The sequence below is a fragment of the Anaerolineales bacterium genome (assembly GCA_025808555.1).
GTDB lineage: Bacteria > Chloroflexota > Anaerolineae > Anaerolineales > UBA11579 > JAMCZK01.
Genome location: CP075526.1, coordinates 596,202 through 613,596 on the forward strand (window position 1 = coordinate 596,202; position 17,395 = coordinate 613,596).

At 61.8% G+C, this 17,395-nt stretch carries 15 protein-coding genes; 5 read left to right on the plus strand and 10 right to left on the minus strand.

Annotation, left to right across the window (positions count from 1 at the left end):
- Positions 1-36 precede the first annotated feature (36 nt).
- Positions 37-690, minus strand: a complete 654-nt coding sequence (locus KIT08_03255; GenBank protein ID UYN90262.1) for an exopolysaccharide biosynthesis protein — start codon at positions 688-690, stop codon at positions 37-39.
- 136 nt (positions 691-826) lie between these two features.
- Between KIT08_03255 and KIT08_03260 the strand changes: the two genes are divergently transcribed.
- From KIT08_03260 to KIT08_03280, 5 genes are all read left to right on the plus strand, one after another.
- Positions 827-1,525, plus strand: a complete 699-nt coding sequence (locus tag KIT08_03260) for an ABC transporter ATP-binding protein (protein UYN90263.1) — start codon at positions 827-829, stop codon at positions 1,523-1,525.
- A complete protein-coding gene (locus KIT08_03265) occupies positions 1,522-4,104 on the plus strand; it encodes an FtsX-like permease family protein (protein ID UYN90264.1) in 2,583 nt (860 codons plus the stop codon). The genes KIT08_03260 and KIT08_03265 overlap by 4 nt, the downstream gene beginning before the upstream one ends.
- Positions 4,104-5,258: a hypothetical protein gene (locus KIT08_03270; protein ID UYN90265.1), complete on the plus strand. Its 1,155-nt coding sequence runs from the start codon at positions 4,104-4,106 to the stop codon at positions 5,256-5,258. Before KIT08_03265 ends, KIT08_03270 begins: the two co-directional genes overlap by 1 nt.
- A gap of 4 nt (positions 5,259-5,262) precedes the next feature.
- Positions 5,263-5,613, plus strand: coding sequence for a cupredoxin domain-containing protein (locus tag KIT08_03275; GenBank protein ID UYN90266.1), 351 nt, complete (start codon positions 5,263-5,265; stop codon positions 5,611-5,613).
- 132 nt (positions 5,614-5,745) lie between these two features.
- Positions 5,746-6,459, plus strand: coding sequence for a LysM peptidoglycan-binding domain-containing protein (locus KIT08_03280; protein UYN90267.1), 714 nt, complete (start codon positions 5,746-5,748; stop codon positions 6,457-6,459).
- A 57-nt stretch (positions 6,460-6,516) separates the two neighbouring features.
- Here KIT08_03280 and KIT08_03285 read toward each other — a convergent pair whose 3' ends face one another.
- The 9 genes from KIT08_03285 to dnaJ form a co-directional block, all read right to left on the minus strand.
- A complete protein-coding gene (locus KIT08_03285) occupies positions 6,517-8,163 on the minus strand; it encodes a ribonuclease J (GenBank protein UYN90268.1) in 1,647 nt (548 codons plus the stop codon).
- 329 nt (positions 8,164-8,492) lie between these two features.
- A complete protein-coding gene (groL, locus tag KIT08_03290; GenBank protein ID UYN90269.1) occupies positions 8,493-10,130 on the minus strand; it encodes a chaperonin GroEL in 1,638 nt (545 codons plus the stop codon).
- Positions 10,131-10,179: 49 nt separating this feature from the next.
- Positions 10,180-10,473 carry a co-chaperone GroES gene (groES, locus tag KIT08_03295; protein ID UYN90270.1) on the minus strand — a complete coding sequence of 98 codons (294 nt, stop codon included), beginning with the start codon at positions 10,471-10,473 and terminating at the stop codon, positions 10,180-10,182.
- A gap of 370 nt (positions 10,474-10,843) precedes the next feature.
- Complete coding sequence (locus KIT08_03300; GenBank protein ID UYN90271.1) at positions 10,844-12,175, minus strand: tetratricopeptide repeat protein; 1,332 nt, start codon at positions 12,173-12,175, stop codon at positions 10,844-10,846.
- 2 nt (positions 12,176-12,177) lie between these two features.
- Positions 12,178-13,374, minus strand: a complete 1,197-nt coding sequence (locus KIT08_03305) for a tetratricopeptide repeat protein (protein UYN90272.1) — start codon at positions 13,372-13,374, stop codon at positions 12,178-12,180.
- 109 nt (positions 13,375-13,483) lie between these two features.
- Positions 13,484-14,209 carry a tRNA (guanosine(37)-N1)-methyltransferase TrmD gene (trmD, locus tag KIT08_03310; protein ID UYN90273.1) on the minus strand — a complete coding sequence of 242 codons (726 nt, stop codon included), beginning with the start codon at positions 14,207-14,209 and terminating at the stop codon, positions 13,484-13,486.
- Between the two features lie 198 nt (positions 14,210-14,407).
- Complete coding sequence (gene prmA, locus KIT08_03315; protein ID UYN90274.1) at positions 14,408-15,328, minus strand: 50S ribosomal protein L11 methyltransferase; 921 nt, start codon at positions 15,326-15,328, stop codon at positions 14,408-14,410.
- On the minus strand, positions 15,328-15,924 hold the full coding sequence (locus tag KIT08_03320) for a YdcF family protein (protein UYN90275.1): 597 nt from the start codon (positions 15,922-15,924) through the stop codon (positions 15,328-15,330). Before KIT08_03320 ends, prmA begins: the two co-directional genes overlap by 1 nt.
- Positions 15,925-16,245: 321 nt before the next feature.
- On the minus strand, positions 16,246-17,367 hold the full coding sequence (gene dnaJ, locus KIT08_03325) for a molecular chaperone DnaJ (protein ID UYN90276.1): 1,122 nt from the start codon (positions 17,365-17,367) through the stop codon (positions 16,246-16,248).
- Positions 17,368-17,395: the final 28 nt, after the last annotated feature.

Sequence of the window (17,395 nt, forward strand, 5' to 3'; positions counted from 1 at the left end):
GCTGCGGCGCTTTTTTTCTCTCTGGAGCAGCGGAGCCTACCCGCCCTGCATCAGGCGCAACAGCTCAACGATCGTCCAACCACCGCCTGCCACTAGGATGCCGAAATAAATGATGGTGGCAACATTCATCAGGTGGCCAAACAAAATACTCAGCCCATCTTTCTGAATTGCGCCAATGGCGAAGAAGATCAACGCGATCGCAGGCAGGGTATTGCTGAAGGGCACAAAGCCGAACGGCAGCATCAGCAGGCCGGCCGCCAGAATGTAGGCCAGCTTATTTAGCAAACCAGCGCGGGTGGCGAGCCAGGGAATGCGGCCGGGCTTGCTGACCTTCTCCAGGCGGCGCAGCCAGGTCAGCGCGCCATTCATGCCCTTGACCAGTTTCTCGCTGGCGATGGGACGCTCCTTGATGCGCTTGGGCAGATACACGGTGTTGCTGAACAGCAACGAGACGCCGATCAGCATGATGGCGCTGCCAAAGATCGTGCTGACCCCGGGGATGGATACGGGAATAAGGAATACCAATGATAAAAAGATTGTGATAAGCATCAAACTATCGTTGCCAATAATGTCCATGATCTTGGCCAAGGTTACATGGCCAGGGGGAATGGTCTTGATGATGCCTTCCAGCTTCTCCACAAGGGATTCGTTGGTGACAGGTTCTTTGATCGGAGCAGCTTCGGTTGTCATGCGCGCGTATACCTTTCTGACTTGCTGTGCGTGGTGCTGTATCGAGGGGGATTGACCAGGTTACAACACCTGATTGTACCTATGGAATCCTACTACTTGCCGCTCGCGGTTCATTTGTGATATTGTTAACAAACGAATGAGCGACCCAACCGCCCTACTCCAGATCAAAGGCCTTTCCAAAAGTTATCAGGAAGCCGGCCAGCGCCGCTCAATCCTGCGTCAGGTTGATCTCCAAATTCAGCCTGGAGAGTTCGTAGCGCTGCTCGGCTCTTCGGGCAGCGGCAAGAGTACTTTTCTCAACCTCATCAGCGGAATCGACCTGGCAGACGAGGGCGAGATCTGGCTGCAGGGCCAGAACCTGGTCGCCATGAACGAGGGCGAACGTACGCTGTTCCGCCGCAACCACATTGGCTTCGTGTTCCAGTTCTTCAACCTGTTACCCACTCTGACCGTGCTCGAGAACGTGACCCTGCCCGCCGAACTGCGCGGTACCCCTCTCAAACAAGCCCAGCAGCGTGCCGGCGAACTGCTGACCCAGGTCGGCTTGGCGGGGCGCGAGGGCGCCTTCCCTGACCGGCTCTCCGGCGGGGAGCAGCAGCGCGTCGCCATCGCTCGCGCCCTCTCGCACGACCCGCTGCTCGTGCTGGCCGACGAGCCCACCGGCAATCTGGACGAGGACACCGGTGCGCAGATCATGACCCTGCTGGAGAAGCTCACCCGCCAGGCCGGCAAGAATCTGATCATGGCCACGCACAATCTTGACAATGCCCGCCTGGCCGACCGCATCCTGCGCATGCACGACGGCAAGCTGGTCAGCGAGCCGGCCCGCCCATGAGCACCCGCAGCCGCAGGCTGCTTGCGCCCAGCCTGCTCAATGTCGCCTGGCGCTACCTGCTCACCCACCCGCTGCAAAGCCTGCTCATGCTCATTGGCATCGCCATGGGCGTGGGCGTCGCCGTCAGCGTGGATATTGCCAACGCCAGCGCGGCGCAAGCCTTCGAGCTGAGTACTGAAGCTGTGGCTGGCAAAGCCACCCATTACATCTCCGCCGGGCCGCTGGGCCTGGATGAGCAGGTCTATGTAGACTTGCGCACCGCCGGACTGGGGATTCCCATGGCTCCGGTGCTCAGCCAGCTGGTTACCTCTCCTCAGCTTGGCAATACCCCGTTGCAACTCATGGGCATTGACCCTTTCGCCGAGCAACCCTTCCGCAGCTACATCGCCGGCGAAGATGGCGAGGACAGCCCCAGCGCCGCCATGGGCGCCTTCTACGCCATCCCCGGCGCGGTGCTGCTCCCCACGCCAATGGCAGAGCAGTACGGCCTCAGCGAAGGTGACCCGCTTGAGCTCAACATCAACGGCATGGCGTTGCCCGCAGTTGTGGCGGGGCTGCTGCAGCCGCGCGACAACCTGAGCGCCCAGGCCTTGCAAGGCTTGCTGCTGGCCGACCTTGCCACTGTGCAAGAGTTCAGCGGCCGCCTGGGCAGCCTTGAGCGCATCGACCTCATCATCCCCAGCGAGAACCGCGACGCCATCATTGCCGACCTGGAGGCGCGTTTGCCACAAGGCGCGGTCGTGCTGCAATCAGACAGCCGCAACCAATCCGTCGAGCAGATGACGGCCGCCTTCCGCACCAATATCACCGCTCTCAGTCTGCTGGGTTTGGTGGTGGGCGTATTCCTGATTTACAACACGGTCACATTCTCGGTCGTGCAGCGCCGTCAATCCTTCGGCACACTGCGCGCCCTGGGCGTCAGCAGCCGCGAGATCTTTGTGCTGGTACTGGGCGAAGCGCTGCTGGTGGGCGTCATCGGCTCGCTGCTCGGTCTGGCGCTCGGCATCCTGCTAGGCCACGGCTCGGTGGCCCTGGTTTCGCAAACCATCAATGATGTTTTCTACACCATGACCGTGCGCGAGGTCAGTCTGCCCGCCCAGAGCCTGCTCAAAGGCGCACTGTTGGGCCTGCTAGCCACCCTTGTGGCCGCTATCGTGCCCGCCTGGGAGGCGGCCAAGTCGCCGCCACGTCGCACCCTGTCTCGCTCACAACTCGAGAGCGTTTCACGCCGCATGCTGGCCCAGGCCGCCATCGCCGGAGCGCTGCTGGCAACCGCCTCGGCGCTGGCGCTGGCTCGGCTGGATCTACAGCTCATTCCCAGCTTTGGAGCCATGTTCGGCGTGGTCATCGGCGCAGCGCTGGTGGCCCCGTTCATCATGCAGGTCAGCATGCCGCTGCTGGCGCGTGTGCTGGCTCCGCTCATTGGCCCGTTGGGGCGCCTGGCCCCGCGTGAGGTCTCGGCCTCGGCCAGCCGTACTTCGCCAGCCATGGCTGCGTTGATGGTGGCGGTGGCCGTCACCATCGGCGGCAGCCTGATGGTGAGCAGCTTCCGCGCCAGTGTGGTGGATTGGATGGAAGTCATCCTGCGCAACGATGTCTACGGCTCGGTGGCCGGCGCCAACCTCTCCGAGCCGCAGGAGGCGATTGACCCTGAGGTGCTGCGCCGCCTGGAGAGCTGGCCTGGCATCGAGGCGACGTATTACCTACGCAACGTCATGGTGGATTCGCCCTATGGCCCGCTGATGATCGCCGCCAATAACAATCCAAACGATGGCGATGAGCAGGTCTACTTCGCCGCTGAGGGCAGCGGGCAACAAGTCTGGCAGGCCGTAAAAAATGGCGCAGTCATGATCTCAGAGCCGCTGGCCAACCGCCTGGAGCTGGGCGTGGGTGACAGCATTACGTTGTATACGCCTGAAGGCCAGCGCGATTTCCATATATCCGCCATCTTTAGCGACTACACCTCCAGCCGCGGCAACATCACCATGTGGCTGGAAAACTATCGACAGATTTGGGGCGACGAGAGCGTGACAGCGTTCTCCGCGGTTGTAACGCCTGGCACGGACGCAGACTCGATGGTGGCCGAGTTGCAGAACCAGCTTAGCCAGCAACAGCTACTGCACATCCGCTCCAACAGCACGCTGCGCGCCGAAAGTCTTAGCGTGTTCGACCGCACCTTCCTCATCAGCAGCGCTCTGCACCTCATCACTACGAACGTGGCCTTCGTAGGCGTGCTCTCCGCCATGCTGTCGCTCCAGCTTGAAAAGCAGCGCCAGATGGGCATACTCAAAGCCATTGGGCTCACAATCCGCCAGATCTGGTCACTGACCCTGCTGGAAACCAGCCTCATCGGCGCGCTGGCGGGGTTGTTGGCGCTGCCCATGGGCCTGGTCATCGCTCAGGTGCTGCTTACGCTAATCAATCGCCGCTCCTTTGGCTGGACGCTGCAACTGCACTTTGAAAGCGCGCCATTCATTGAAGCCCTGCTGGTGGCGATTGCCGCCGCCCTGTTGGCCGGGCTATACCCCGCCTGGCGCGCCAGCCGCCGCAGCGCCGCCGACGCCATGAGGTTCGACTGATGCGCCGCTTTGCACCGTTTCTTGTATTGTTAGTGGGCCTGGCTGCGGCGGCCTACTTCGCATTCCGTCCGCCCGCCAAACCCACCAATCTCAACGCCTCCGTGCAAAGCACGCCGCAGGTGATCGAAGGCTTTGCCCGCGCCGAAGGCGTGCGTGACTTCAGCTTCCCGCAGGATTTTGGGCCACACCCTGACTTCCAGACCGAGTGGTGGTACTACACCGGCAACCTGGAGACGGCAGACGGCCGCCACTTCGGCTACCAGCTCACCTTCTTTCGCCGCGGCCTGCTGCCGCCGGCCCAGCTGCCGCCACGCAGCAGCCAATGGGCCACCGGCCAGGTCTACATGGCACACTTCACCATCACAGATGTGGAGACCGGCGCTTTCTACGCCCAGGAACGCTTCTCGCGCGGGGCGGCTGGCCTGGCCGGCGCGCAAGGCGAACCCTACGCGGTCTGGCTGGAGGATTGGCGCGTGGAAGCCACCGGCCCCGACACCTTCGCCCTGTTTGCCGCCAACGATGGGCTGCGCCTGGAGCTGATCCTGCAAGACGCCAAAGGCCCGATCCTGCAGGGTGAGCGCGGCTACAGCCGCAAGGGCGACGAGCCCGGCAATGCCTCCTACTACTATAGCCAAACCCGCCTGCTGAGCGAAGGCAGCCTGAGGATCGGCGATGAGACCTTCCAGGTCAGCGGTCTCAGTTGGAAGGACCACGAGTTCAGCACCTCTGTGCTGACCAGCGACATTATTGGCTGGGATTGGTTCTCGCTTCAACTGGACAGCGGCTACGAGCTCATGCTCTACCAGCTGCGCCGTGCTGACGGCAGCATTGCGCCGCGCTCCAGCGGCACGCTGGTGGCGCCGGATGGCAGCACCACTCAGCTCTTCGCTGGTGATTTTGTGCTCACCCCGCTCAGCCAGTGGCGCAGCCCGCACTCGGGCGCCGAGTACCCGGGCAGTTGGCGCATCACTCTGCCTGGCCACGACCTAGAGCTTGAGGTTACCCCCTACATCAGCGACCAAGAACTCAACCACACCTTCACCTACTGGGAAGGCGCGGTACGCTTAACCGGCCGCCAAAATGGTCAGGCCGTCAGTGGCTCCGGCTATGTGGAGTTGACCGGCTATGCCGAACCCTTCAACGGTGACTTTTAGCCCCATGCCCATTAAGCTCACTGCCCGCTTCGCGCTTTTGGCGCTGCTCGCCGCAGCCCTGGCGGCCTGCATGCCAGAGCCGCTGCGCGTCACCATGACCGCTCATGACATTATGTGGGATGTTGAGGAGATCCATGTGCGGGCTGGCCAGCCCATCGAGCTGACCCTGCAAAATCACGGCGCGCTCGACCATGCCCTGCAGATCCGCGATCTGGGGATCGATGTATTGCTTTCCCCGGGTGATGTGGAGATCATCACGTTTACAATCAAACTGCCGGGCGTCATTGAATTCATTTGCAGCATCCCGGGCCACGACGAAGCCGGCATGGTGGGCTATATCTTCGTCAATGAGTGACCGGAGCACCGAACTGCTCATTCTATTCTTAACCCATCGGGTAGAATCTATAAGACCCAAGGCCGCCAGACAATCAAGCTTGCCATCATTGACGCCTGGCGCGTCTAGCAGGTATTTGCATACGGGAGATGTATGACCACTAAAGGACCTTACAGGCTACTCACTCGTGGAAGGGGGCGCGGCGGGCGCAGCAACATCTTTGCCTATGGCTTAGGTCTATTGGCTTTATTGCTGCTGGCCAGCGGTTGCTATACCACCTACAGCTGGTACTCGGGCGGCGGCATTGGCGGCATCTTCCCCAGCGACACGCCCACCCCCACCATCACGCCGACCCCCAGCCTGACCCCTACCGTTACCGAGATCCCCTCCGAAACGCCGATTGCGAACACCCCCACGGCTTCGGCGCCCTTCCTCTACACAGTAGCTTCAGGCGACACCATTTCCAGCATCGCCGATCAGTTTGGCGTTGAGTACATCATCATCATGATCCTGAACGGGCTGAACAACAGCAGCGTGTTGCTGGTTGGGCAGGAGCTCGTCATTCCCAATCCGGATATGCCCTTCCCCGAGCCGACGCCCCTGCCAGAGAACCTGCGTTTTGGCGACGAGATCCAGTATCTCGTGCTGCCTGGCGATTCCCTGGCCGCCATCGCCGAGCGCTTCCTCAGCACGGTGGATGACATTATGCGTGAGAACGGGCTGGACAATCCCAACAATATCTTTGTCGGCCAGTTGCTCACCGTGCGCGTGCGTCTTATCACGGCCACGCCCGGCCCCTCGCCCACACCCGTGGGCACCAGCGGCCCCATCCCCACTGTAACCCCCTCGCCTTCGGCTACGCCGTAGGCGAAGCGACTAACTCACACAATAAAAAACCCGCTGCTTTCGCAGCGGGTTTTTTTATTAGCGGGAATTGATCAGTACGAAGATCATGGGCTTGCGCTTGGTCACATCAAAGAAGTGATCGCGCAGCTTGACCTCCAGCTGGCGCTGCAGGTCACCGTTGGCCTCGGTCAGGGTCTTCTCGATCTGGCGGCGGGTCCCCGCCAGCAGATCGTCCGACTCGCGCTGGTACACAAAACCACGCGTGATAATCTCCGGCTCGCGCAGCAGCTTGCGCGTCTGCGGGTTGATGCTCAGGTTGACCAGCACAAAGCCTTCGCGGGCCAGGGCGTCACGCTCACGCATGACCGCCGGGCCAATGTCGCCCACACTCGAGCCATCCACGAAAACGTGCCCGCCGGGGATGCGCTCGCCCATGAACATGCGGCCGGCGCTGAACTCGATGACCTGGCCGTTCTCAACAATGGCCACGTTGTCCTTGGCATAGCCCAAGCTCTGGGCGATGGCGGCGTGTTGATGCAGGTGGCGCAGCTCGCCGTGCACGGGGATCAAGTACTTGGGCTTGATGAGGTTCAACATGAACTTCATCTCCTCCTGGCTGGCGTGGCCGGAGACGTGCACGGCCTCCACAGGGTCATAGACTACGTGTGCACCGCGCTGGAACAGCTTGTTGATCGTGCGCGAGACGCTTTCCTCGTTGCCCGGGATGGGGTGCGAGGACAGCACCACCGTATCGGTGGGCAGCAGGTCGAACTGGCGGTTGGTGCCAGAGGCCAGACGGCCCACAATACTCGAGGGCTCACCCTGCGAGCCGGTGCACATCAGCACCACCTCGTGTGGGGGCAGGCGCAGGGCCTCGTCAATGGACACAAGCAGCTCATCCGGCAGGTTCAAGTAGCCGAGTTGCTTGGCCATCTTGGCGTTCTCACGCATGCTGGTACCTACGAAGGCCATCTTGCGCCCGTGGCGCAAGGCGGCCTCGCCGACCAGCTGAATGCGCGAGATCAACGAAGCGAACGTGGCCACCAGGATACGACCCTGGGCGGCACGGAACACTTTATCAAAAGCGGGCTCGATGACGCGCTCGGACGGCGTCCAGCCGGCGCGGTCTGCGTTGGTGGAGTCGCCCAGCATGGCCAGCACGCCGCGACCGGCAAATTCGGCCAGCTTGGCATAGTCGGTCGGCCAGTTATCCACCGGGGTGTGGTCTAGCTTGTAGTCGCCGGTATGCACAACCAGGCCGGCTGGCGTGGTGATGCCGAGGGCGACACAATCAGGGATGGAGTGGCACACATGGCAGAACTCCACCTTGAACACGCCGATCTGCACCGTATCGCCGGCTTTGATCTCGGTCACCTTGGCTTTGCCAGACTGCCCGCCACGGGCCAGCTTGACCTCAAGCAGGCCTTTGGTGAGCGGGGTGGCGTAGATGGGCGCGTTGATCTGCTCAACCACATGGTGGATGGCGCCGGTATGGTCTTCATGGCCGTGGGTGATGACGATGCCCTTGACCTTGTCCCGCTTGTCCAGCAGGTACTTGAAATCAGGGATGATGTAATCGATCCCCAGCATGTCGCTTTCCGGGAACATGATGCCGGTATCCACGACCAAAATTTCATCTCCGTATTCGAAGACGGTCATGTTTTTGCCGATCTCTCCCAAGCCCCCCAGCGGGAGGATGCGCAATTTTTGTGCTTTCTTACTCATAACTTTTAAATACACCTTGCAGGGCCTACGCACGCGCGTAGTCACCCTGCCCTTTCTCATTCTTTTATTGGTGCTACTTGAACTACTTACTGCAACAAAAACCCCGACACGTGTGCCACGGCCGGGGTAATGATCTCATCAGGTACTGCTAGTTGTAGTTAGCAAATCCAGAAAAGGCCAAATGCGAGGCCGTATGTCAAATAACACTGCAATTATAGCATGCGCCACCTTAGCCACACAAGCGGCAGGATGAGGCGCAGATGAGCAGAAGATGGCAATGCTTATAAAAAAAGACGCCCCGCATGTGCGGGGCGTCTCTTTGTGCCGATTTAGTATTCGGGCATGTGGCCGCCGCCAGGGGCGGGGGCCGGATGCTCTTCAGGCTTGTCGGTGATGAGGGCCTCAGTGGTGAGGATCATGGCAGCGATCGAAGCGGCATTCTCGAGCGCGCCGCGGGTCACCTTGGCGGGGTCGATCCAACCCTTCTCTACCATGTCCACAAAGTCTTCAGCCAGCACGTCGTAACCGATGGTGTTCTTCTTCAACTCGGTGTGCTTGCGCAGCACGCCATCCACGATCACCGAGCCATCCTGGCCGGCGTTCTGGGCGATGCGGCGCATGGGCTGCTCGAGGGCGCGGCGCACGATGGCGACGCCGACCTTCTCGTCCTCGCCGGCAACCTTCAGCTTGTCGAGCACGGAGCGGGCGTTGAGCAGAGCCACGCCGCCGCCAGGCACGATGCCTTCTTCAATGGCGGCGCGGGTGGCGGAGACGGCGTCTTCGACGCGGTGCTTCTTTTCCTTCAGCTCAGTCTCGGTGGCGGCGCCAACACGGATGATGGCTACACCGCCGGAGAGCTTGGCCAGACGCTCGTCCAGCTTCTCTTTGTCGTAGTCGCTGGTGCTGTTTTCCTTCTCGACGCGGATCTCTTCGATGCGGCCCTTGATGGCCTTCTCGTCACCCTTGCCGCCAATGACGGTGGTGTTGTCCTTGTCAGAAACGACCTTCTCAGCCTGACCCAGATCTTCGAGGGTGGCGGATTCCAGCTTGCGGCCGATCTCCTCAGAGATGACGCTGGCGCCGGTCAGGACGGCGATGTCCTGCAGCATGGCCTTGCGGCGGTCGCCAAAGCCGGGGGCTTTGACGGCCAGCACGTTGAGCATGCCGCGCAGTTTGTTGAGCACCAAGGTGGCCAGAGCTTCGCCGTCAATGTCTTCGGCGATGATGACCAGGTTGCGCTTGCCGGTCTGGACGAGCTTCTCCAGCAGGGGAACCATGTCCTGGGCGGCGCTGATCTTCTTGTCGTAGATCAGCAGCTGAGCGTCCTCGATCACGGCTTCCATGTTCTCCGGATTGGTGACGAAGTAAGCCGAGAGGTAACCGCGGTCGAACTGCATACCTTCCACGTACTCGGTCTCGAACTGCAGACCCTGAGAGTCTTCAACGGTGATGACGCCGTCGTTGCCGACCTTGTCGAACACGTCAGAGATCAGGGTACCAATCTCACGATCCTGGGCGGAGACAGAAGCCACGTTGGCAATGTCATCCTTGGTCTTGAGCTCGATGGCCTGTTTCTTGATCTCATCGGAGACGGCCTTGGTGGCGGCCTCGATGCCGCGCTTGAGCAGCATCGGATTGGCGCCGGCGGCCAGGTTCTTCATGCCATCGGTGACGATGGCGTGAGCCAGCAGGGTGCTGGTGGTGGTGCCGTCACCGGCGATGTCATTGGTCTTGGAAGCGGCTTCCTTGAGCAGCTGGGCGCCCATGTTCTCGAACGGGTTTTCCAGCTCGATCTCTTTGGCGACGGTGACACCGTCATGGGTGATGGTTGGGGCGCCGAACTTGCGGTCCAAGGCCACGTTGCGGCCCTTGGGGCCGAGCGTGGTCACCACAGCTTCGGCGACCGCGTCCACACCGCGCAGCAAGTGGCGGCGTGCTTCTTCAGAAAAGACGAGTTGCTTTGCCATAAATCTGATTTCTCCTGATTAATTCGTAGTAATGAGGCTGTTGATGCTGTTAGCCAACGATGGCCAGCAGGTCAGACTGGCGCAAGATCATGAGCTTCTTGCCTTCCACCTTGATCTCCGTGCCAGCATATTTAGCAAACAGCACGATGTCGCCAACAGCTACTTCCATGGCGATGACCTTGCCATCATCATCACGCCCGCCCGGGCCAGCAGCAAGGATCTTGCCACGCTGGGGCTTTTCTTTGGCGGTTTCGGGCAGCACAATGCCGCCTGGAGTGATCTCCTCGTCCTCAATGGGCTCCACCAAGACGCGGTCAGCGAGCGGTTTGAGATTCTGAGCCATACAAATGCCTCCTAAAACAAATTGAAAGATGTTGTTCGTTTTGCGGGTGGGGGTATGGGCTGTAGCCCAAAAGATATCTGCCCACCCTTAGCACTCTAACAGATTGAGTGCTAAAGCGGCCAGATAATAACCAGTTTGGGGAGGCAAGTCAAGAGATATCAAGGGCCTGGACGAGTTTCTGAGACATTTCTGACATTTGAGGTTGGGAAACGAGGGGAGGCTTTGCCCGGCGAAGCAACAAAGTTTTAACCCAGGTTAATTGTTTTGCCCGTAAAGTTTGCACTTTTAATTTTCCGACGATTTGGTTAATACTTTCGGGATGTCAAGGCATTGGTATGGTGATTTGAGAGGGCGCACCGCGGTGCACCTACTATGGGTCTGGCGTGGCGATGGGTGCAGCCGGTGTGGGGCTGGACTGACCCGCGCGGGCTGCGAGATTGGCGCACACCTGGAAGCTCTCATCCACAATACCCATTACCACCGGATCGGTAGGGTACGAGGCGCGCAGCGCCTCGAGCACCGGGAAAGCCTGTGGGCACTGGTCGAGAGCCGACAGCACCGAGCCGAGGGTGTAGTAATACGGCAAAGTTGTATCGTTGAGGGTCATGCCGATGACGGCTACATCCTCTTCGGTGTTCTCCTCGGCCGAGCAGCCTTGCACGGCACAGATAAGAACCGGAATGGAGCCTTCGTAATTGCGTGAGCGGAAACGCACGATGCCCAGTTGGCCGTACCAATCCGGGTTGGTGGGGTCGATCTCAATGGCGCGCTCTGCGTTGAGCGCTGCGGCGTAGAACTCACCATCACGCGAATACGTGCGGGCGATAGCGATATAGGGCAGCGGATCGCTGATGCCGAGCACATTGTTGATCGTGGCGGCGCGGTCGAAATACTCCAGCGCCTGGTCGTGCAGGCCAAGTTGGCGGTAGTTCTGGCCGATCGAGATGTAGAGGAAGGTGAGGTTGGGGGCCAGCTCGGCGGCCAACTGGTATTGCTCGATGGCGGCAGAGTACGCTCCGCTGGCTTCGAGCACATAGGCGTACACGCGGCGGGTATCCAGCGAATTGGGGTCAAGGGAGATAGCCAACTGGGCGCGCTGTTGGGCCTGGTCATATTGCTGCTGGTCTACCAGGATCTCGGCCTGGTAGGCCTGGGCCAGCACATTGCGGTTGTCGAGCTGCACGGCGAGGATGGCGGCGGTGCTGGCCTCGGAGACGAAGGCCTGGCGTTCGGCGGCGTTGGTGGCCGAGCTGCCGCTCCAGTTGTATACGAAGGCTTTAACGGCATTGGCCATGCTGTCTTGCGGGGCCAGCGTGACGGCCGTGTCAATGCTCTGGCGCGCCTCGGCCATGCGGGTGCGGCGTCGGTCCTGGGTGAGCAGACTGGCGGAATAGGTTTGGATGCGGGCCAGCTCGGTCCAACCGACGTAATCGCTGGGGTTGACCGCCAGCGCGTCCTGATAGGCGGCGATGGCGGCATCCAGGTTGCCGGCGTTGAAGAAGGCGGTACCCTCCTCACGGTAAGAGGTGGCGCTGCGCGTGGCGGTGGCGGTGGGCAGGAAGAGCGGCTCGATGGTCCCGGCGCTGATGCCGCGCAACGTGCTGATGCCAGCCAGGATCAGTGTGCCCCACAAGAGCAGGCGCCAGGGATTGGATTGCCGGCCGGGGTCACGGAACAGATAGCGCCGGTTGGTGACGCGCATAGCTATCCGCCCCCGCCAGAGCAGATTGAGATCATCTCGTTGGCGTTGGAGACTGCAATCAGGTCTTCAGGCACGGCGGCGATGAGGCCCTGGGCAATGGGCAGGGCCTCGGGACAGCGGCCTTCACGCGCCAGCGAGAGGCCGTACATGTAATAGAAGGCAGCCACCTGGCCGTATTCCAGCGGCAGACCTTGAACGGCGACGCCGTTCTCGGTCATGCCGCCGCGAATGGCGAGTGTGAAGGCGTCGATGGCTTCCACCGGCTGGCGGTTGCGATAGTAGGCGACGCCAAGATTGCCGTGGCGGATGGGGTTGCCCGGGTCTTCGCTGACCGCTTGCAGCATTGCCTGCACAGCGCGGCCAAACTCACCGGTGGTGATGTAGATGAGGCCGATCTGGGTATTGGGGATGGGGTCAGCGGGGTTGAGCGAATCGGCGATGACGAACTGCTCGATGGCATCGTCGTAACGCTCCAAGGCGCGGTAGGTGCGGCCGAGGGCCAGGTGCAGACCGGCGATGCGGTCATTGATGGCCATGGCCTGCTGGTATTCGAAGGCGGCCTCTTCGTAATTGGCGGTGGTCTCGAGAACATAGCCGCGGGCGCGGCGTACTTCCAGCAGGGTGTTATCCAGCTCAAGGGCAATGCGCGATTCTTCGCCGGCTTGAACATATTCCTGCATATCGGCCAGGTACTCGGCGTAGAAGGCGTGTGCCAGCGCGCTGTTCGGGTCGAGCTGGAGGGCGCGCTGGAGGGCAGCTTCGGCACTGCTGCGGTCGCCCAGATAGTTCAGCGTCCAGCCCAGGATGGCATGACCGGTGGGGTTATCCGGGCTGAGCAGGAGGGCATTGGAGGCGGATGTCTGGGCGGCCTCGTAGCGGCCGGAGAGCACCTGCACGCGGGCAAGCTCCAGATAGATGGCGGGGTTGCCCGGCGAGAGCATGATGGCCTGCTGGTAGCTCTCGATGGAGTTCAGCAGATTGCCTTCGTTGAAGGCGGTCTTGGCGGCGGAGATGAAGGACTCAGGGTCGCGCGTAGGTGTGGGCGTAGGCGCGCTGGGCAGCGGGATGGTGGGAATAACGTAGTTATTGAAGTAAATGCCGGCTGCGATAAGCATGACCAGCAAACCAATGAACGCCGGGTTGGAGCGGCGCTTTTTGCGCTGGCGCTGCATATGCCAGCGTGAACCTCTCAGATACATGGAATGGATTTTACCTGTGGGAGGTTAAGTGAAGCGTGAGAAGGGGGTGGGAATTGGGAATAGAGTGAGCAGGAGCCGTGCGAGACTGCCTGCTCTCACTGTTCACCGCTCACTTCTCACTGTCTTCAAGCAACTTGCGGTCTTCGTCGCTCAGACTGGCTTTATCCAGAAGATCCGGGCGGCGCTCGGCGGTGCGGCGCAGGGCCTGCTGGCGACGCCAGCGGGCAATGCGGGCATGGTCGCCTGAGAGCAGCGCGGGCGGCACACCCCAGCCGCGGAACTCGGCGGGGCGGGTGTAGTGCGGGCCTTCGAGCAGGCCGGTGGCGTGCGAATCGGTGAGGGCACCATCCACCTGGCCGAGCACGCCAGCGAGATTGCGGGCCACCGCATCGATGAGGATGAGGGCGGGCAGCTCGCCACCGGTGAGCACAAAATCACCGATGGAGATCTCGTCGGTGGCCAGGTGCTGGCGGACGCGCTCGTCCACGCCTTCGTAGCGGCCGCAGATCAGCGCCAGGCGGGGGTGTTGGGCCAGCTCCTGCGCCACGGCCTGGGTGAAGACGCGGCCCTGCGGGCTGAGCAGGATGACGGGCCCAGCGGGCGGCGCACCGAGGACCGCCTCGACCGCGGCGAAGATGGGCTCAGGCTTCATCACCATGCCCCCGCCCCCGCCGAAGGGCGTGTCGTCGGTGACCTGATGCTTGTCGGTGGCGTAGCTGCGAATGTTGTGGACGCCGACGCCCAGCAGGCCGGCCTGCTGGGCGCGGCCGAGGATGCTGGCATCGAGGTAGACGGGAAAGAGTTCGGGGAAGAGGGTGAAGACGTCTATTTGCACGGTGGGATTCTAAGGCAAATTGGGATCGGGGGCAGAGATTCTCCTGTGCGTCCCGAGCGAAGCGAGGGAACCTTACTACGCGTATGGTTAGTTCTAACGCATCAAAGAAGATTCGCCAGCGAGGATCCTTCGCTGGTTGGGTTCGGCATTCAGGTGGTGACGTTCTTACCGGCTCAGGAAGCACGTGTATGCATGCAGCTACACGTGCTTGGCCGCTAAGGCCAGCCAATCGCCGCTGCGCTGCTCGGCGAGGATGGCGAAGCCAGCCGCGCTGAGGGCGGTGCGCAGTTCCGGCTCCTGCTCGTTGAGGATGCCGGAGAGCACCAGCACGCCGCCCGGCGCCACCAGGCGAGCCAGCCCGGCGGCCAGCAGGCGCACCAGCACGGGGGCGAGGATGTTTGCCAGCACCACATCCGCCTGCTGCAGGCTGTATTCGCCGGCCAGCACTTCGGCCACGGAACCGGGGCCAATCTCGACCTGGACATCGTTCAGCTCGGCGTTCAAGCGGGCGTTGTCGAGCGCCTGGACGTCAATATCGACGGCCACGGCCTGGGCCGCGCCGAGCTTCATGGCGGCGATGGCCAGAATGGCCGAGCCGCAGCCAATATCTAAGACTGAATTGCCCGGCTGGACATGCTGCTCGACCAGCAGCAGGCAGAGCTGGGTGGTGGGGTGCACGCCAGTGCCGAAGGCCATGCCGGGTTCTATGCGCACACGGATGCGGCCGCCCTCGGCGGGCGCATCCGTTTCCGCGTACCAGGCCGGCACGACGTGCAGCCGCTCACCGATGGTGAGCGGCTTGTAGTGCTGCTTCCAGGCCTCCATCCAGTTCTGCTCCTGCACCGGCTCGTAGGCCGGCGCGGGGATGGGCTGGATGAGGGCGAGGTAACGCAAGTCTTGCTCGATCTGCGTGCGGCGCTGCTCCAGCTGGGCGTCGTGCGGGATGTAGCCCAGCACGCGCAGGTTGCCGATCACAGTACCTTCGTCCTCGGCATCGGCCTGGATGGCGGTGCTCTCGATCACCACCCCGCCGGGGATGTGGCGCGCCAAGACTTCGGAGACGGCTTCGGCTAGCTCAGGCTCAACTTCAAGGGCAATGCGCAACCAGGAGGCGGGCATCAGCTTGGCGCGCCCTCCAGCCAGTGCAGGAAGATCGAGTACGTCTCGCGTAGGGTGAAGACCACGCGGGACACTGTGGAGCGATAGCGGCTGGTGGGCGTGGGCGAAGAGTAGAGCGACAGCCCGTGCTCAGCGGCCAACTGCTGGGCGCGGTACATGTGCAGGGGGTCACTGATCAGCAGGCCGCTGGTGAAGCCCAGCGATTGCATCAGCTTCTGGGCTTCGATCAGGTTCTCTTCGGTATCGGTGGAGTTGGTTTCCACATAGATGACACTGGCAGGGATGCCGCGTTGGATGGCGTATTCACGGGCGATCTCGGAATCGGCCACCTGCGGGTTGCGGCCGTAGCCGCCGGTGAAGATGATGGCGCGCACCATGCCGCGATTGTAGAGCTCGATGGCGTGGTTGATACGTTCGGCGAAGACCGGCGATGGGCGGTTGCGCCAGGCGGCAGCGCCCAGCACCACGGCCACTTCGGCGGGCTGGGTCTCGTCCACATGGGCATATTGGCGAATGCGCAGGGCGGTCAAACCCACAGAGTGGATGCCAAGCACGAGGGCAATGATGAGGACGATGCGAAGAATGCGCCGGAACATCAGCAGATTTTATCCCCCTTGACAACATGGCGCCGCAGGACAAGACATGCTTTGAGTAGCTTTTTATGGTAGATGGCTTGAATGGGGATTGCTCGCAATGGCAGGGCTAGCTTACCGCCGAAAGAGGTGATGCTGAAATGGGCGCTGAGGGTACCCTTCGCTACGCTCAGGGCGACACGGTTGGCGTGCTGGCGAGGCAGCTGCTGCAGGCTCAACTTGGAGATTGCTTCGTCGATAGTGTGTGCTGTGCGCAGCGCACACTACGCTTGTTAAAAGAGCCGCACCTTGTGCGGCTCTTGCTCGCAATGACGATGGGTTGGCTTAACCGCCGAAGGCGTCTTTTAGGCGGTCGAGGAAGCCGCTTTCACGCGGCTGGACCTCGGTGCCCATGGTGGCAGCGAGCTGCTCGAAGAGCTGGCGCTGATCGGCGCTGAGCTTGGTGGGCACGGCGACGTTGACCATGACCAGTTGGTCGCCGCGACCGGCACCGCGCAGGTGCGGCACACCCTTGCCGCGCATGCGCAGCACCTTGCCGGGCTGGATGCCGGAGGGCACGCTGAGCACGGCCGGGCCGTCAACGGTGGGCACTTCCACTTCGGCGCCGAGGGTGGCCTGGGCAATGTTGATATCCAGATCGAGCAGGATGTTGTTCTCCTGCCGCTGGAAGAATTTGTGATTGCGCACGTTGAGCGCCACATACAGGTCGCCCTGCGGGCCGCCGTTCATACCCGGCTGGCCTTCGCCGTTGAGGCGCACCTGGTTGCCACTGTCCACGCCGCCAGGGATCTTGACCTCGCGGCGCACCTGTTTGCGCTCGAGGCCCACGCCGTTGCACACGCTGCACGCCTTGTCGAACAGCTCACCGGAGCCGCGGCAGTCGGGGCAGGTGGTGACCTGGATCATGTTGCCCAACAGGGTGGCACGCGCTCGGCGCACCTCCCCGGCCCCACCGCAGGTGGTGCAGGTGTGGGCCTTGCTGCCCGGCTCGGCGCGGTTGCCGCTGCAGTGATGGCAAATCTCGTCACGCGAGAACTCAATGGTCTTGTCGACACCGAAGACGGCTTCTTCGAAGTCAAGGGTCAGGTTGTATTGCAGGTCGGCACCGCGGGCGGGGGCATTGCGGTCACGCGTGCGGCGGCCGCCGAAGGGGAAGCCGAACATCTCGCCGAAGAGATCGCTGAGATCAATGTTGGTGAAATCAGGCATGCCGCCGAAGCCATCCATGCCGGCGTGGCCGTAGCGGTCATAGGCGGCGCGCTTCTGGTCATCCGAGAGCACCGCGTAGGCTTCGTTGAGCTCTTTGAATTTCTCTTCGGCGCCCGGGTCTTTGTTCACATCCGGGTGGTATTGGCGCGCCAAACGGCGGAAGGCACTCTTGAGCTCTTCCGCCGTGGCGTTGCGAGGAACGCCGAGGGTCTCGTAGTAGTCGCGTTTTGCGGCCATGGGTTAATTTGCCAAGGAGTTCGCCAAA

Excerpts from the sequence above, each read along its gene's own strand:
- KIT08_03285 (UYN90268.1), bottom strand. The coding sequence starts at position 8,163 with ATGAGTAAGAAAGCACAAAAATTGCGCATCCTCCCGCTGGGGGGCTTG.
- groL (UYN90269.1), bottom strand. The coding sequence starts at position 10,130 with ATGGCAAAGCAACTCGTCTTTTCTGAAGAAGCACGCCGCCACTTGCTG.
- KIT08_03305 (UYN90272.1), bottom strand. The coding sequence starts at position 13,374 with ATGTATCTGAGAGGTTCACGCTGGCATATGCAGCGCCAGCGCAAAAAG.
- dnaJ (UYN90276.1), bottom strand. The coding sequence starts at position 17,367 with ATGGCCGCAAAACGCGACTACTACGAGACCCTCGGCGTTCCTCGCAAC.
- KIT08_03270 (UYN90265.1), top strand. The coding sequence starts at position 4,104 with ATGCGCCGCTTTGCACCGTTTCTTGTATTGTTAGTGGGCCTGGCTGCG.
- KIT08_03280 (UYN90267.1), top strand. The coding sequence starts at position 5,746 with ATGACCACTAAAGGACCTTACAGGCTACTCACTCGTGGAAGGGGGCGC.
- prmA (UYN90274.1), bottom strand. The coding sequence starts at position 15,328 with ATGCCCGCCTCCTGGTTGCGCATTGCCCTTGAAGTTGAGCCTGAGCTA.
- KIT08_03265 (UYN90264.1), top strand. The coding sequence starts at position 1,522 with ATGAGCACCCGCAGCCGCAGGCTGCTTGCGCCCAGCCTGCTCAATGTC.
- KIT08_03255 (UYN90262.1), bottom strand. The coding sequence starts at position 690 with ATGACAACCGAAGCTGCTCCGATCAAAGAACCTGTCACCAACGAATCC.
- groES (UYN90270.1), bottom strand. The coding sequence starts at position 10,473 with ATGGCTCAGAATCTCAAACCGCTCGCTGACCGCGTCTTGGTGGAGCCC.
- KIT08_03300 (UYN90271.1), bottom strand. The coding sequence starts at position 12,175 with ATGCGCGTCACCAACCGGCGCTATCTGTTCCGTGACCCCGGCCGGCAA.
- KIT08_03320 (UYN90275.1), bottom strand. The coding sequence starts at position 15,924 with ATGTTCCGGCGCATTCTTCGCATCGTCCTCATCATTGCCCTCGTGCTT.
- KIT08_03275 (UYN90266.1), top strand. The coding sequence starts at position 5,263 with ATGCCCATTAAGCTCACTGCCCGCTTCGCGCTTTTGGCGCTGCTCGCC.
- KIT08_03260 (UYN90263.1), top strand. The coding sequence starts at position 827 with ATGAGCGACCCAACCGCCCTACTCCAGATCAAAGGCCTTTCCAAAAGT.